The sequence below is a fragment of the Actinomycetota bacterium genome, from assembly GCA_040881665.1.
In the GTDB taxonomy this organism is placed as follows: domain Bacteria; phylum Actinomycetota; class UBA4738; order UBA4738; family HRBIN12; genus JBBDWR01.
Genome location: JBBECT010000007.1, coordinates 109,004 through 123,212, shown reverse-complemented (window position 1 = coordinate 123,212; position 14,209 = coordinate 109,004). Strand labels below are relative to the sequence as shown.

19 protein-coding genes are annotated in these 14,209 nt (G+C 68.2%); 11 read left to right on the top strand and 8 right to left on the bottom strand.

Annotation, left to right across the window (positions count from 1 at the left end):
• The first annotated feature begins 30 nt into the window (after positions 1 to 30).
• From WEF05_10800 to WEF05_10790, 3 genes are read left to right on the top strand one after another with little or no spacing between them, the layout of a single operon-like run.
• Positions 31 to 450, top strand: coding sequence for a hypothetical protein (locus WEF05_10800; protein MEX1102368.1), 420 nt, complete (start codon positions 31 to 33; stop codon positions 448 to 450).
• A 6-nt stretch (positions 451 to 456) separates the two neighbouring features.
• Positions 457 to 879, top strand: coding sequence for a DCC1-like thiol-disulfide oxidoreductase family protein (locus WEF05_10795; GenBank protein MEX1102367.1), 423 nt, complete (start codon positions 457 to 459; stop codon positions 877 to 879).
• The gene (locus WEF05_10790) at positions 876 to 1,496 is read left to right on the top strand and encodes a TetR/AcrR family transcriptional regulator (GenBank protein MEX1102366.1); all 621 of its coding nucleotides are present in this window, start codon (positions 876 to 878) and stop codon (positions 1,494 to 1,496) included. The genes WEF05_10795 and WEF05_10790 overlap by 4 nt, the downstream gene beginning before the upstream one ends.
• A 15-nt stretch (positions 1,497 to 1,511) precedes the next feature.
• On the opposite strand, the gene WEF05_10785 is transcribed toward WEF05_10790, so the two are convergent.
• Complete coding sequence (locus WEF05_10785; protein MEX1102365.1) at positions 1,512 to 1,916, bottom strand: nuclear transport factor 2 family protein; 405 nt, start codon at positions 1,914 to 1,916, stop codon at positions 1,512 to 1,514.
• A gap of 144 nt (positions 1,917 to 2,060) precedes the next feature.
• Positions 2,061 to 3,164 carry a hypothetical protein gene (locus WEF05_10780; GenBank protein MEX1102364.1) on the bottom strand — a complete coding sequence of 368 codons (1,104 nt, stop codon included), beginning with the start codon at positions 3,162 to 3,164 and terminating at the stop codon, positions 2,061 to 2,063.
• A gap of 130 nt (positions 3,165 to 3,294) precedes the next feature.
• Between WEF05_10780 and WEF05_10775 the strand changes: the two genes are divergently transcribed.
• Positions 3,295 to 4,497: a DUF222 domain-containing protein gene (locus WEF05_10775; GenBank protein ID MEX1102363.1), complete on the top strand. Its 1,203-nt coding sequence runs from the start codon at positions 3,295 to 3,297 to the stop codon at positions 4,495 to 4,497.
• Here WEF05_10775 and WEF05_10770 read toward each other — a convergent pair.
• The 5 genes from WEF05_10770 to WEF05_10750 are packed head-to-tail and all read right to left on the bottom strand — an operon-like array spanning position 4,412 to position 8,151.
• On the bottom strand, positions 4,412 to 5,137 hold the full coding sequence (locus tag WEF05_10770) for a hypothetical protein (protein ID MEX1102362.1): 726 nt from the start codon (positions 5,135 to 5,137) through the stop codon (positions 4,412 to 4,414). The two genes, WEF05_10775 and WEF05_10770, sit on opposite strands and share 86 nt — an antisense overlap.
• Complete coding sequence (locus WEF05_10765) at positions 5,137 to 5,931, bottom strand: hypothetical protein (protein ID MEX1102361.1); 795 nt, start codon at positions 5,929 to 5,931, stop codon at positions 5,137 to 5,139. Before WEF05_10765 ends, WEF05_10770 begins: the two co-directional genes overlap by 1 nt.
• Entirely contained in the window at positions 5,931 to 6,797 is an 867-nt protein-coding gene (locus WEF05_10760; GenBank protein MEX1102360.1) for an ABC transporter ATP-binding protein, read from the bottom strand. Before WEF05_10760 ends, WEF05_10765 begins: the two co-directional genes overlap by 1 nt.
• On the bottom strand, positions 6,794 to 7,627 hold the full coding sequence (locus WEF05_10755; GenBank protein ID MEX1102359.1) for a zf-HC2 domain-containing protein: 834 nt from the start codon (positions 7,625 to 7,627) through the stop codon (positions 6,794 to 6,796). Before WEF05_10755 ends, WEF05_10760 begins: the two co-directional genes overlap by 4 nt.
• A complete protein-coding gene (locus tag WEF05_10750) occupies positions 7,624 to 8,151 on the bottom strand; it encodes an RNA polymerase sigma factor (GenBank protein MEX1102358.1) in 528 nt (175 codons plus the stop codon). Before WEF05_10750 ends, WEF05_10755 begins: the two co-directional genes overlap by 4 nt.
• Positions 8,152 to 8,224: 73 nt before the next feature.
• On the opposite strand from WEF05_10750, the gene WEF05_10745 reads away from it, so the two are divergent.
• Both WEF05_10745 and WEF05_10740 read left to right on the top strand, forming a co-directional pair.
• Positions 8,225 to 9,559 carry an adenylate/guanylate cyclase domain-containing protein gene (locus tag WEF05_10745; GenBank protein ID MEX1102357.1) on the top strand — a complete coding sequence of 445 codons (1,335 nt, stop codon included), beginning with the start codon at positions 8,225 to 8,227 and terminating at the stop codon, positions 9,557 to 9,559.
• A gap of 48 nt (positions 9,560 to 9,607) precedes the next feature.
• Positions 9,608 to 9,946, top strand: a complete 339-nt coding sequence (locus tag WEF05_10740; GenBank protein MEX1102356.1) for a hypothetical protein — start codon at positions 9,608 to 9,610, stop codon at positions 9,944 to 9,946.
• On the opposite strand, the gene WEF05_10735 is transcribed toward WEF05_10740, so the two are convergent.
• The gene (locus WEF05_10735) at positions 9,934 to 10,140 is read right to left on the bottom strand and encodes a DUF2188 domain-containing protein (GenBank protein ID MEX1102355.1); all 207 of its coding nucleotides are present in this window, start codon (positions 10,138 to 10,140) and stop codon (positions 9,934 to 9,936) included. The genes WEF05_10740 and WEF05_10735 overlap by 13 nt on opposite strands.
• Positions 10,141 to 10,327: 187 nt before the next feature.
• On the opposite strand from WEF05_10735, the gene WEF05_10730 reads away from it, so the two are divergent.
• The 5 genes from WEF05_10730 to WEF05_10710 all read left to right on the top strand — a co-directional run bounded on the left by WEF05_10730 (position 10,328) and on the right by WEF05_10710 (position 14,209).
• The gene (locus WEF05_10730; GenBank protein ID MEX1102354.1) at positions 10,328 to 11,095 is read left to right on the top strand and encodes an alpha/beta hydrolase; all 768 of its coding nucleotides are present in this window, start codon (positions 10,328 to 10,330) and stop codon (positions 11,093 to 11,095) included.
• Positions 11,096 to 11,134: 39 nt separating this feature from the next.
• Complete coding sequence (locus WEF05_10725) at positions 11,135 to 12,241, top strand: NAD(P)-binding domain-containing protein (GenBank protein ID MEX1102353.1); 1,107 nt, start codon at positions 11,135 to 11,137, stop codon at positions 12,239 to 12,241.
• A gap of 94 nt (positions 12,242 to 12,335) precedes the next feature.
• Positions 12,336 to 12,662, top strand: coding sequence for a GYD domain-containing protein (locus tag WEF05_10720; protein MEX1102352.1), 327 nt, complete (start codon positions 12,336 to 12,338; stop codon positions 12,660 to 12,662).
• A gap of 246 nt (positions 12,663 to 12,908) precedes the next feature.
• Positions 12,909 to 13,436: a hypothetical protein gene (locus tag WEF05_10715; protein MEX1102351.1), complete on the top strand. Its 528-nt coding sequence runs from the start codon at positions 12,909 to 12,911 to the stop codon at positions 13,434 to 13,436.
• Positions 13,437 to 13,765: 329 nt separating this feature from the next.
• Positions 13,766 to 14,209: a hemerythrin domain-containing protein gene (locus WEF05_10710; GenBank protein ID MEX1102350.1), complete on the top strand. Its 444-nt coding sequence runs from the start codon at positions 13,766 to 13,768 to the stop codon at positions 14,207 to 14,209.

The following is a 14,209-nucleotide window of genomic DNA, read 5'->3' as shown; positions in this document are numbered from 1 at the left end:
GATCGAGAGCGCTCGGGAGGGAGGGGACGAATGAGGACCGACGGCAACGCGATCGTGGTCTCGGTGCTCTATGTGGTCGTCGCGATCGGACTCACGGTATGGCTCGCCCGGACATTGTTCCGCAGCGGCACCGCGTTCCTGCACGACGTGTTCGTGGACAAGCCCGAGCTCGCGGATGCGGTCAACCGGCTGCTCGTGGTCGGGTTCTACATGTTCAACCTGGGGTACGCGCTGTTCATCCTCCGTGCGTCGCGGGAGCTCGATCCCTTCGAGGCCATGACGTTCCTGGTGAACCGGATGGCCCTGCTGCTCGTGACGCTCGCGGCGGTGCACTTCATCAACGTGTTCGTGTTCTGGCGGATCCGGGCGCGGCGCGAGCAGCGGCACCTGCCGCTTCCCGTTCCTCCCGCGGTGACCGTTCCTCCGGTTCCCGCGGCCGACGAGGAGTGAGCGACGATGCGCGGCGCCGATACGAGTACCCGGCTTACGGTCGTGTACGACGAACGGTGTGGGTTCTGCGTGCGATGCCGGGACTGGCTCGCGGGGCAGCGGTGTCTCGTGCCGGTGGAGCTGCTCCCGGCGGGATCCGGAACGGCGCGGCGCCGGTTCGGCGCGCTGCCGTGGCTCGGCGACGAGCTCGTCGTCGTGGACGAGCGCGGCCGGGTGTGGGTCGGGCCCGGAGCGTTCCTGATGTGTCTGTGGGCCACCGCGCGGTTCCGCTCGCAGGCGTTCCGCCTGTCCCGTCCGGGGTGGGCTCGGTCGGCCGAGCGCTTCTTCCTCTACGTGTCGAAGCGACGCAGCCGGTGGGGAGCGCTGCTGGACACGAAGGATCCGCGCGTGTCGTGGTGCGACGAGGCCAAGATGCGGTGGGATCCGTGAGCGCGGCGTCCCGCCGGGGGAGCGAAACGAAGGACCGCATCATCGACGCGGCGATCGAGACCGTGCGGGATGAGGGGTTCGCCGACACCACCGCCCGGGAGATCGCTCGCCGCGGCGGGTTCAATCAGGCGCTGATCTTCTACCACTTCGGCTCGGTGGACGAGCTGCTGATGGAGGCGTTCGGCCGGGTGTCGAGCCAGCAGGTCGCCGCCTACCGGGAGGCCGTGTCCCGGGTCTCGTCCCTGTCGGATCTGGTCGATGTCGCGCGGCGCCTGCACCATGAGGATCTTGCGAGCGGGTCGGTTACCGCGGTCACACAGTTGATGGCTGCGGCGACCGACCCCGAACAGGGCGGCGTCCTGCTCGACCGCTTCGACGAGTGGATCGTGCTCGTGGAAGAGGCGCTCAGCCGGGCGGCGGGGAACTACCCGATCGCGTCGGCGGTGCCACCGCGTCAGGCGGCATACGCGATCGCGGCGATGTTCCTCGGGATCGAACTGATGTCGCGGCTCGACCCCGAACGCTCGGAGGCGGACGCAGTCTTCGACGTGATGGAGACGATGGCCCGGCTGATCGAGCAGCTCGCACCGACGCTGCCGAACCCGTCGCCGGGTTGACGATCGGGTCTCGTGTCAGGCGGGCGGCGCGAACTCGTCCCAGATGGGGTCGGTGATCGCGTCGTTCTCGGCCATCCCCCAGGCCTCGGTGAGCTTGCCGTCGGCGATGTGGAACACGTTCACGTAGTTGTAGGTTGCCGAGGCGCCGCTGGGCGCGGTGACCGTCGCCGTCCCCATCACCACCGCGTGATCATCGTTCGCGAGGATCTCGTGCACGTCGGCCTTCATCGTGGACGGGTCCATCGCCGACATCATCTGGGCGACCGCGTCCTTGCCTCGCGTCTCGCCGGCGGCCTTGCTGTTCCCTCCGGTGTGCCACACGACGTCGTCAGCCATGTGCTGATCGAACCATTGCATGTCGCTGCGTTCCATCGCGCCGAAACTCTCACGGATCAGAGTGGCATTGGGGTGTTCGGCCATGCAGATCGCCTCCTCGCGGTTGGGGCCGACGGGACAACGGGCACCGACCCAGCCAGCGTGGCACGGGTGCCGTTGATGCGCAAACGCAGCGGCGCTGCCGCCCACGGGTCGGGCGAACACCGTGCAAGCGGTGTCGGGAGCGGCCTAGCGCCGGTTCCGTGGGGCCCCGACTGCGAGGAGTCGGAGGTAGTCGTTGCGCGCGGCGAACGTGTCCCGCATCTGGTCGGTCACGCGATCGATGAACTGGTCGCGATAGGCAGCGTCGACGAGCATCTGGACCGCGTAGTACAGGCCGACGAACGCGGCGACCCCGGTGGCCACCCGGAGGAGCTGCCCGGTGACGGCAACGCCCCCGTCGCCGATGAAGGGCACCAGGAGCACGACGTCATCCTCGACGAGGAGCCACCCTTCACGCACGTCGGCCGTGACCAGCAGCGCGCCGAGGATCACGAAGAACAGCCACACGGCCGCGATCACGAAGAGGATCTGCAGGCACTGGCTCACGAGGATCACGACCGCGACGTTGATCCGCGCACGAGGGCGCAGCGGGCGGTCGCCGAGGCCCACCTCGCGCTCGAGATCGCGGACCGATGCGGGGATCCGCACCCAGAGGAACCCGAGGCCGAGCAGGACGAAGAGCGCGATCGCGGTCCAGTAGCGCGCGGCGGCGGCGGAGGTGAAGACCTGCCAGATCTCGGTCGTGAAGAACATCACCAGCGCGAAGAACAGCAACAGCGGAACCGCCTTGACCAGCAGCTGCAGCGACGCCTCCAACTGCTCGACGAACCGAGCCCCCGCCCAGCGCACGATCGAGAACAGCCCGAGTCCGATCACCGCGTAGGTGATGCCGACGATGCAGATCTGGGCCGCCAACGTGACGAGCGCACTCCGCCACTGCCAGCCGAACACCAGCGGCAATAACGCGGGAACGACCACGAACACCGTGAGCTCCGGGACGCCCACCCGCTCCGGCCGGCTGAGGAACGCGCGGCCGCGCGCCCGGTTGGCCATCCCGAGCGCGACCACGGCGATCGCAACCGCGCCTGCGAAGAACAGGACGTTCGCCCACACCGCGTACTCGGAGTTGAGCGCGTTGAGGAGCTCGAGCACGAACACGAGACCGAAGAACGGGAGAGCGCGGGTGAAGATGTCCTCGCTCGGGGAATAGTCCTCGATCAGGTTCGGCAATCCCGCACGGCGGAACTGCCGTTCGTAGTTCTCGATCCTCCTCGCGCGCTCGTCCGCCACGTCGGGTATCGAACCACGCTCCGGTCCCTGTTCAGCGGTACACGAGGGTGTCGGCGGGGTGGTCTACGCTATCGAACGTACGTTCGGGACAGTGAACACGCGGCCGGGCACGCGGCCGGGGAGGAGTGTGATGAGCGAGCTTGGATCGGCGGTCGAGGCGTTGCGGGCGGAGACGCTCGCGGAGATGCCGGACGCGCTGATCGAGGAGAACTTCACCGAGATGCAGCGCGCCAGCGAGCAGATCGAGCTCGAGCGGCTCCGTCGTATCGCCGAGATCGATCGACGGGGGATCCACCGACGCGACGGGCACCTCTCGGTTGTGGTGTGGCTGGTCGACCGGTTCCGGGTCTCGTGGGGATCCGCGCGAGAGGCCGTGCGCACGGCGCGGTCTCTGGGCGACATGGGAACCACGCGTCGCGCGCTCGAGGAGGGCGGGCTCTCGATGCCCGCCGCGCGGGCCCTCGTCGCTGCGCGCGAGGTCGACCCGCCGGCGTTCGCTCAGGTCGAGGACGTGCTCGTCGAAGCCGCTCGCACGCAGCCACTTGCTCAGCTCAAACGTGCCATCGCGCACTGGCGTGAACGTGTCGAACGCGAACGCCCGATCGATCGGGAGCAGTCCCTCCGTCGGCGACGGCACTTTCACGCATCGGTGACGTTCGAGGGCATGGTGCGCGTCGACGGCGACCTCGATCCCGAGACGGGGGAGTCGCTGCTCACCGCCCTTCGCGCCGCAACGGATGCCGAAGTCCGTTCCGGCGACGGCGGGTCGCGAACGCCGGCACGGCGCCGGGCGGATGCGCTCGGCGAGATCTGTCGTGGGTTCCTCGACCGGTGCGATCGCCCGCAGATCGCCGGTGAACGCCCACACATCACGCTGACGGTCGACGCGTCGGCACTCGCCACGTTGGCCGACGCGACGGCGCCCGCCGGGGAGTTCGACCACGTGGGTCCGGCCTCTCCACCCACGGCGCGGCGTCTCGCCTGCGACGCGTCCGTGATGCGGGTCGTCACCGCCGGTCGCTCCGAGCCCTTGGACGTCGGCCGTCGCACCCCGATCGTGCCGCCGTCGATGCGGCGCGCGGTGGTCGTTCGCGACGTGCAGTGCCGGTTCCCCGGCTGCGATCGCCCGCACACATGGTGTGACGCCCACCACGTCCAGCACTGGGCGGACGGCGGATCGACGGCGACGAGCAACCTGCTCCTGCTCTGCCGGCCCCACCACCGGCTGGTCCATCGACCGGGCGGGTTCAGGCTCGAGCTCGTCGACGGCCAGCCGGTGTTTCGACGACCGGACGGATCGGCGCTCTCGGCCGATGGTCGGGCCCCGCCGTAGGGTGGCGATGCTTTCGGATCCCCCAACGGTGCGCAGGGTCGCGATGTGCGACGAGCCCGATCGCGATCGCGGATGCGATCAACGCCGACCAATACACGATCGGCTCGCCGACGGGCACGTTCGATGGATCGATCGTCGGCGGGCGGTCGCCGATCACGGCCAGCCCGATCGGCAGACCGAACAGCAGCGTCGCCATCCCGGTGGCCGCGACCATCCCCGAGCGTTCGGAAGGAACGATGCGCGTCGCCGTGGCTGCCGCCGCGAGGGAGAGCACGACCACTGCCGCGAGCCAGGTGACGGTCGCTGCCGTTGGCCCACTCAACGGTCCGATCCACGAGTAGACGAACCACACCGCCAGCGTCGGCGGGATCGCGATAGCGGCGCGGATCGCTCGGCGCAGGGGGAGAGAGACCGGGGCCGAGGAGGTCACCTCCTCGGCGGGGTCCTCGAACACGAGGCAGAGCCACACGCCGAGCAGCGCGACGGCGACCGGCAGGGCCACGGCGTCGGGGTTGCCGGAATCACGAGCTCCCGCCTGCACGATCCATGCTCCGAGCGGCGCGATCAGCGAGAGAGGGAGCCATCGGATCGTTCGGATGTTCGGACCGACCAGCGCGCGGATCATCCGTCCGCGCTGCATCAGTACCCGTCCGCGGGGGTCTGCAGGACCGCGGCGAGGACCGCGAGGGCGAACATCGAGCCCGCGACGGCGAACCGGATCGCGGTTCGGCGATCGCGAGCGAACGCCAGCGCCGACCAGAAGATCGGAACGGCCAGCAGGTACACCAGGTGCCAACCGACATCGATCCCGGTCGTGGTCGGAACGATCCACGGCACGATCCAGATCACGCCGGTGAACACATGCGCGGCGATCACGAGTGGACCGCCGAGCAGGCTGGGAACCCAGCGAGCGAGCGCCACCCCCACCGTCCCGAGTGCGACCACCGACAGGACGAACTGCGCCGCCATGAACGTGTCGATGTATTCCTCGAGGTTTGCCACGGAGCCCAGCGTCGCGTAGGCGAGCCCGCCGACGAGGACCGCCAGGACCCCCGGGCCGAGGAGCATCCCGCCCAACACCCCCGCCGTTCGTGCTTCGGTCGGCGCGGGGAGCGAGCCGTAGAGCTCGTCGACCCGGTCTCGGCGCGGCCGGAGCGCGGCCACGTTCGCCGTCAGAACGACCCCGATCAGCAGGCCGAGCGCGACCGCCGCCACCAGCCACGCGGCGATGCCGGTGTCCGGTCCGGCACCGATCAACGCTCTGAGCATCAGCGTCGAGAAGGCGAACGTCAGCAGGAGCACCGGATGCAGGAGCATGCGTCGCGCCTCGATGCGCCCGAGCGCGACGACCACTCGCCACGCCGGGAACGCGTCGGACGAAGGGATCGCGGACGCCCGGGCATCGTCGATCGCGGAACGCAGCGAGACGGCCATCAGGCAGCCACCTGTCCGTGGCCACGATCGCCGACGAGCAGCAGGTAGCCGTCCTCCAACGTGGGCGGCACGAGGTGGGCCCCCGCGGGTGCCTCCCCGATGTTGCGATGCGCGCCCTCGGGCGTTCGCCACGACAGGCGAGGATCGTCACCGCGATCGGCGGCCAGCCACACGCGCCCTTCGGCCACGGCCGCCAGCTCGCCGGGTGTGCCCTCGAACAGAGCGCCGCCATCGAGCATCACGACGACGCGCTGGCACAGGGCGGCCACGTCCTCGGTCTGATGGGTCGACAGGATCACCGTCGTGTCGGACGCCAGGTCCGAGACGAGCTCGCGGAACCGCAGGCGCTGCTCCGGGTCGAGCCCCGCGGTCGGCTCGTCGAGGACGAGCAGCTCGGGACCGCGCAACAGGGCCTGAGCCAGCCCCACGCGGCGCCGCATGCCGCCGGAGAGCGCCTTGATCTTCCGATCCGCCACCCCCGAGAGTCCGACGATCTCGAGCACCCGGCGCACCTCGTCGTGTCGCGCCCGCCGGTCGGTCATCTCCTTGAGGATCGCGACGTAGTCGACGAACTCGAAGGCCGTGAACGATCGATGGAACCCGGGTTCCTGCGGCAAATACCCGAGTCGCCGGCGGATCGCGAGACGATCACCGGCGACCGACGGGTCACGCCCTAGGAGGCTGAGACGCCCGTCGTCGGGCGCGAGCACGGTCGCGATCATGCGTAGCAGGGTCGTCTTGCCCGCCCCGTTGGGCCCGAGAAGACCGGTGATCCCGCCCGCCGCCGCGAAGCTCATCCCGTCCAGAGCCGCCGTGCGGCCGAACCGCTTGCGGATGTCGTCGATCTCAACCGTCGGTGCGCTCATCGAGCGATCCTTTCGTAGGCGAAGCGTCGGCGGACCAGCAGCGTGGCCGAAGCGACGATGACGACGACGGACACCCACTGTCCGACGGAGCGGAACGCGATCATCCGATCACCGGCCCCGGCCGCCGCGACCGCCGCCGTCACGAGCCACGTGCAGGTGACGCCGAGGGCGGAGGTCAGTGGCGCGAATCGGGTGCCGAGGGCGAGCACGGCGAGGGACAGCCCGAGGGAGGGCAGCAACCATGCGGCGGCGATGCCCGCGTCGAGAGCGGGGAGCAGCGCCGCGCCGCACCCGGTGATCGCGATCGAGGTCACGAGCACCGCGGCCGCGCGCAGCAACAGCAGCCGATCGGCGCGGATCGGAGCGGCCACGCCGATCTCGTAGGTCGGATCCATGCCGGGCCCGAAGGCGACGGCGATCCCGGCGACGGGCAGCAACGCTCCGATCACGAGGAACACGAACAGGGCGAGCTCCTCGTTCGGGCCGCTCGCCGTGTTCGCGGTGATCACCGCGAACACGAGCACGAAGACCTCGGCTGCGAGCCAGGACAGGCGCAGCGAGGGAGTGGCGGCGAGCAGGCGGGCGACATGATCGGGTACCCGGAGCCGCACCAATGCCCGTTCGACCACGCCGCGTCGAGGGGTGTCGAGCGTGTCGACCACGCCCGCCCAGATCCGATCGAGGCGTTGCGGAGGGACGATCGTCGCCACCGCTTCGCGACAGCCTTCACACCCCATCAGGTGGCTCTCGATCGAAGATGCGCGCGCGTCGTCCAGCTCCGCCTCGACGTAGCGAGCGAGCAGCGCTTCGTCCGCGTGCCATGTGCTCATGCCAGCGACCTCCGCAACTCCTGCCGCGCGCGCGAGGCGCGGGTCTTGACCGTTCCCTGCGGGATCCCGAGCAAGGTCGCCGCCTCCTTCGTGGTGAGTCCATCCAAAACCGTGGCCTGCAGCACGGCGCGCAACTCGGGCGACAGCCGCCCGAGCGCGACGCCGAGGTCGCCGTGTTCGATGCCCTGGAGCACTTCGTCCTCCGCGGACACGACCGCGTCATCGGCGGCCGGAACGGCCAGCGGGGCGGGAGCCCGTCGGAGCCGGTCGATCAGGCGCCGGATCCCGATGCCCCAGATCCACGCCGCGACCTCTCCCGTTCCCTTGTAGCGGCCCGCGCCGCGCCATACCGCGACGAACGTGTCCTGCACGACTTCCTCCACCACGCCGGGGTCCGCGTACCGCCGGGACAGGCGCACGAGCAGCCACGGCGCGTGCCGCCGGTACAGCGCATCGAGCGCTGCGCGATCTCCGCCGGCCACCGCCTGCAGGAGCGCGTCGTCGCCGTCTGCGCGGACCGTCATCACCCTCCCTGTCGCTGTCGGGCATCGGATCGGTTCGCTCCGCCCACCACGACGCCTGCCATGATGACCCCCTATGGAGCGCGATACGGGCTACGCGCGCCTCGGTTCGGATCGGATCGCCTACGAGGTGTTCGGCTCGGGTTCGGTCGATCTGGTCGTGACGGCCGGGAGCTTCAGCGCGTTCGACAGCGACTGGGACGATCCGATGGCCGAGATGTTCCTCCGGCGCCTCGCCTCGTTCGTCCGCGTGATCCGGTTCGATCGTCGCGGAACGGGTGCGTCAGATCCGTTGCCGCTGGATGCGCTCCCACCGTGGGAGTCGTTCATCGAGGAACTCGACTGCGTGATGGAGGACGTCGGGTCCCAGCGGGCGGCGATCATGGCGATCTACGACGCCGGGCCGATGGCGATGCTGTTCGCGTCGACCAAGCCCGAGTGCACGACCGCCCTGGTCCTGGTGAATACGGGCGCGAAGTACATCGCCGACGAGGACTATCCGATGGGCGTGCCGTCCGAGGTCGCAGAGGAACTGAACCGCACGATGGCGGACCGCTGGGGTGGGGAGGAGCACGTCGTGCTCCAGGTCCCGAGCCGGGCCGACGACCCCGCGTTCCGCGCCTGGTACGCGAGGAAGACGCGCTCGATCTCCGGGCCCGCCGCGGCCGCCGCGTACTTCAAGGCGATGTTCAAGGCCGACGCGCGGGCGATCCTCCCCGCGATCCACACTCCGACCCTCGTGCTGCATCGCTCGTCGTACCGCTTCATGCCGGTCGAGCACGGGCGCTACCTCGCCGACCACATCGAGGGTGCGACCTTGGCCGAGCTTCCCGGGTCGGACGGTCCCTTGTTCTGGGAACGACCGGACGACGCACTGGACGCGATCGAGCGGTTCCTCACCGGCGTCACGCCGCCCGCCTCGACCGACCGCGTCCTGTCGACCGTGCTCTACACCGACATCGTGGACTCCACGGAACGGCTCGAACAGATGGGGGACACGCGCTGGCGCAGCGTGCTCGACATGCACGACGACATCGCGGGGCGACTGGTCGCCGCGAACGGTGGACACCTCGTGAAGACCACGGGAGACGGCGTCCTCGCGACCTTCGACGGCCCGGGGAGGGGGATCCGGTTCGCGACCTCGTTCCGTGAACGGCTGCAGCCGCTGGGCCTGACGATCCGAACGGGCATCCACACCGGGGAGGTGGAGCTGCGCGGGAACGACGTCGGCGGTATGGCCGTGCACCTGGCCGCGCGGATCATGGCCGACGCCGCGGACGGAGAGGTCCTCGTGTCGAGGACGGTCAAGGATCTCGTCGTCGGCTCGGATCTGTCGTTCGAGGATCGAGGGATGCATCAGCTGAAGGGGATCGATGGCGAGTGGCAGCTGTTGTCGGTCCTGCCCGCGTAGGGGGCTGCACCAGATCACCCGTCGCGCGGCTGAGGGAGGCACGGAGCGATGGTGGAATGGAGCGGCGAGGTGGTCCTCACCACGCCACGCCTGCTGCTGCGGACGTTCCTCCGCGACGATCTCGCACCGTACGCGGCGCTCAACGCCCACCCCGAGGTGGCGCGCTACCTCGGCGGCGCCCTCACCGCGGAGCACTCCGTCTCGATCACCGACCGGCCCAACGTGCGGAGCCTCGCCGTGATGCGTCGTCTCGGGATGACCTTTGACCACGAAGCCGAGGTAGAGGACGACGGCATCGTGTTCCAGGCCGTCGTGTACTCGATCACCGACGATCGCTGGCGCAGGCGCCACCCGATCGAGGACGATCCTCGCGCCTACCGCGGGTAGGTGCGCTCCTCCTGGATGCGACCGTCGCGGCCCTTGATGACGACCTGCGACGCGTCGTCCTTCTTCGCGGTCGCGATCGTCTTCTTGACCACATCCGCCTTGGTCGCGCCAGAGACCACGACGTCGCTACCCCGCTTCCCCTGCCACCTGCCGTTCGTGTCCTGGTCCACCGTGTACCGCGTGCGCCTCGGCATCCGTCCGCTCCCTCCGTCGGTTCCCGTCGAACAGTAGTCCGATCACGCGGATCCGGGCGCTGACTGACCGGTTCCACTGATCGAGGAACCGGTTCGTTCGCGTGATGGCATGCTGCTCGGCAGCGGACACTTACGAGCAATCCGAGCGAGGCGGTGGGAGACATTGGAGCGGATCGACGTTGAGGGATTGACGATCTCCTACGACCGAGCGGGGACCGGTCCCCTCGTCGTGTTGCTGCACGGAGGCATTTCGGACCGCCGAGAGTGGCGGGGCCAGCTCGGCCCACTTTCCGACGGATACACGACCGTCGCGTGGGATGCACCGGGCTGCGGCGCATCGTCCGATGTGCCGGCATCATTCCGGATGCCGGACTTCGCCGACATTCTCGCAGGCTTCGTCGCGGCGCTGGATCTCGGCCAACCTCATCTCGTCGGGCTGTCGTGGGGCTCGACCGTTGCCCTGGAGCTGACCCGTCGTCATCCGACCGTTCCGAACAGCCTCGTGCTCGTGTCTGCGTACGCGGGCTGGGCCGGGTCCCTCGCGCCTGAGCAGGTCGCGGAGCGGATCCAGGGGGTGCACCGCGGACTCCGTAGGCCTCCCGAGGAGTGGGTGCGAGAGGAGTGGATCCCGACGCTGTTCACCGACCGCGCTCCCGACGACACGATCGAGGAAGCGGTAGCGATGATGTCGGCCTTCCGTCCGGATGCGGTGATGACGATGCTCCTGTCGATGGCCGAAGCGGATCTGCGTGAGGTGCTCCCACGGATCGGGGTGCCTACGTTGCTGCTGTACGGGGAAGAAGACGCGCGCTCACCGCTACCGGTTGCCAAGGAGCTGCACCGCAAGATCCCCGGCTCCCAGTTGGTCGTGCTTCCGGAGGTCGGGCACATGTGCAACATGGAAGCAGCCGATCGCTTCAACGCCGCGTTGCGCGCCTTCCTGCGCGCCCACTAAGCTGCCAGCACGCAGGGAGTACCCGCAGCGAGGGGAAAGATGAGCGAAGGGCGCATCGAGACGACGGGCGAGGATGTCGCTCGGTTCGAGACCGTCATCATCGGCGGAGGACAGGCAGGTCTGGCCGTCGGGCACTATCTGCGAGACCGCGGTGGGTCATTCGTGATCCTCGAGGCCAACGGGCACGTCGGCGACTCCTGGAGGAACCGGTGGGATTCCCTGCTGCTGTTCACGCCCGCACGGATCAATGGGCTTCCCGGCATGCGCTTCCCGGCCCCAGGCGGCGAGTTCGTCGGGAAGGACGCGATGGCCGACTTCCTCGAGACGTACGCGGAACGGTTCCGGTTGCCGGTCCGCGCGGGCGTCCGGGTCGACCGCCTCTCGCGGGATCAGAACGGATTCGTCGTCTCCGCCGGCGACCAGCGGTTCGAAGCGGAGAACGTTGTCGTCGCGATGGCGAACTACCAGGATGCCCAGCCACCGGTGTTCGTGGGTGAGCTCGATCCCGGGATCGTGCAGATGCATTCCTTCGAATACCGGAACCCGTCGCAGCTGCAGGACGGGGGGGTGCTGATCGTTGGCGCCGGCAACTCCGGAGCGGACATCGGCATCGAGGTATCGCGGGATCATCGGACATGGATGGCCGGGAAGGAGTCTGCTCACATTCCTTTCCGCATCGAGACGGCGATCGCCCGGTTCGTCCTGCTGCGGATCGTGCGGTTCGTCGGCCAGCACGTGCTCACCGTTCGCACTCCGATGGGCAGGAAGCTCCGTCCCAAGTTCCTTGCCAGCGCCGCGCCGCTCGTGCGGGTGAAACCCAAGGATCTCGTCGCGGCGGGCATCGAACGTGTGGGCAGGGTTGAGGGCGTCAAGGACGGTCTTCCGCAGCTGGACGACGGAAGGACCCTCGACGTCTCGAACGTTATCTGGTGCACGGGGTTCCGTCCGGGTTTCTCGTGGATCGACCTGCCGGTGTTCGATGAGCGAGGAGACCCGGAGCACGAGCGTGGAGTCGTCGGGAGCCAGCCGGGCCTCTACTTCGTGGGTCTCAAATTCCTCTACGCGGCGACCTCGGACACGATCACCGGCGTCGGCCGGGACGCGAAGCGCGTGGCGAACCATATCGCGGGAAACGGGCAGCGATGACCGCACCGAGCCGGGCGGCTCGTCGTGCGAAGGCGGGCTAGACTGCGAGGCGCAACGGTGACTCGCGCGGATCGGCGAACGAGAGGCAGGGACGATGCCGCTCTATCTATCGAGGTTCAACTACACACCGGAGACATGGGCTCGGCTGATCGGCAACCCAGAGGACCGGCGTAAAGCGGCTCAGTCCTACATCGAGTCGGTCGGCGGGAGACTTCATGGATTCTGGTACGCCTTCGGTACGCACGACGGCTACACGCTGTGGGAGGCCCCCGACAACGTCTCAATGGCCGCGGTTGCGCTGGCGATCGGTAGCGGCGGTGCGATGAGCTCGTTCGATACGACCGTCCTCTTGACCATCGACGAAACGATGGACGCGCTGCGCAAGGCCGAGCACGTGAAGTACCGAGCGCCCGGCGCCTAGTAGCCCAGCGTCCGGATCCTCGTCGAGGATGAGTGCTGCCGGGCAACCTCGAGATGTTCCACGCGGGGACAGTTCGTCCTCGTGGTTGCGTCGGGTCGGGAGGTGCGTTCCTCTTCGAGCAGCATGGCAGTGTCCACGGGTAGGGGTGTTTTCCGCTCGCCGATCTGCGTTCCCCTAAGGCTGTTGACACGCGGGACAACGAAGGACGACTGTTGCGGAACGAAGCCCCGTCGAGAGGAGCATCAGATGGTTCCGGCGAAGGTCTTTCTGGCAGCGGTCGTCGGCGGGCTGATCGTGATCGGTGCGAACGCGGCGATCGGGGGTGATCCCGGATCCACAACGGTTGCGGGGTCGCCGACGCGGGTCAAGCTCGTGCGGAATACGTCGGGACTGCTGGGGACCACGTCGCAGGATTGGATCGACCCGCAGGGAGCCACAACCACGATACGAGTTCCACCTGGGCAGGAAGCTGCGATCCTCGCTCGATTCACTGCGGAGTCCTCGTGCCGCAGATTGCCCGGCGGAACTCTCCAATACTGCAGGGTCCGGGTCCTGATCGACGGCGTCGAGGCGGAGCCCTCGACCTCCGAAGACTTCGCGTTCGACACGGCGATGAACGAGCAGTTCGAATACGAGAGCCTGTCCGTAGAGAGGTCTCTTGGGGGACTCGCCCCAGGGGTCCATAGGGTCAAGGTGCAAGCCTCCGTGTCCGGACCTGACACGCTCTTCACGCTCGATGACTGGCATCTCACCGTGGAGCGCCTGCGCGCCTGACGCGGGCGTTGACCGAAACTGGGCGCCGGGCGACCGTGGTCTGAAGGTCACACACGAGGGCGACGTTCGCAGGGCCCTGGTGCTAGCCGCCTGTCGGCGATCGACCAGGGATCGACGGGGTGAGCTCACCAGTCCCCGCTGCACGCGGGCTCCTAGCATGGCTCTCCTACCGCAGGTACTTGCGGTGCAACCGTCTCGATTTAGGGCTCGACGGTTCGCCTCGGGCTCCATCGCCACTGCTCTCACGATCTAGCGAGTGATGGTGGGTTTGGTGACCCGTTGCCGGGGAACTCCTTGTGTTCGAAGCGAAAGCGAGAACGGAGAGTGGCATGGACGCAATCAAGCTCCTGAAGGATGACCACCGAGCATTGAAGAAGTTGCTGGAGAAGATCGACGGCACGACCGAGCGTGGGGTGAAGACCAGGCAGGAGCTTCTTGCGCGAATCAAGAACGACCTCTCGGTGCACGAAACCATCGAAGAGGAGATCTTCTATCCCGCACTCAAGGAGCACGCGAAGACCAAGGAGATCACACTGGAAGCCTACGAGGAGCACCACGTCGTCGACGAAATCATGGACGAGATCGAGCAGACACCGCCTGATGATGAGCGCTGGGGAGCCAAGTTCACCGTCATGAAGGAGAACATCGAGCACCACATCGAGGAAGAAGAAGATGAGATGTTTAAGCAGGCCGAGCAGGTACTCGATGCTGACGAGATCGAGCGGCTCGGCGACCGCATGGCAACGCGGAAGGAGGCTCTCCTCACCGGATAG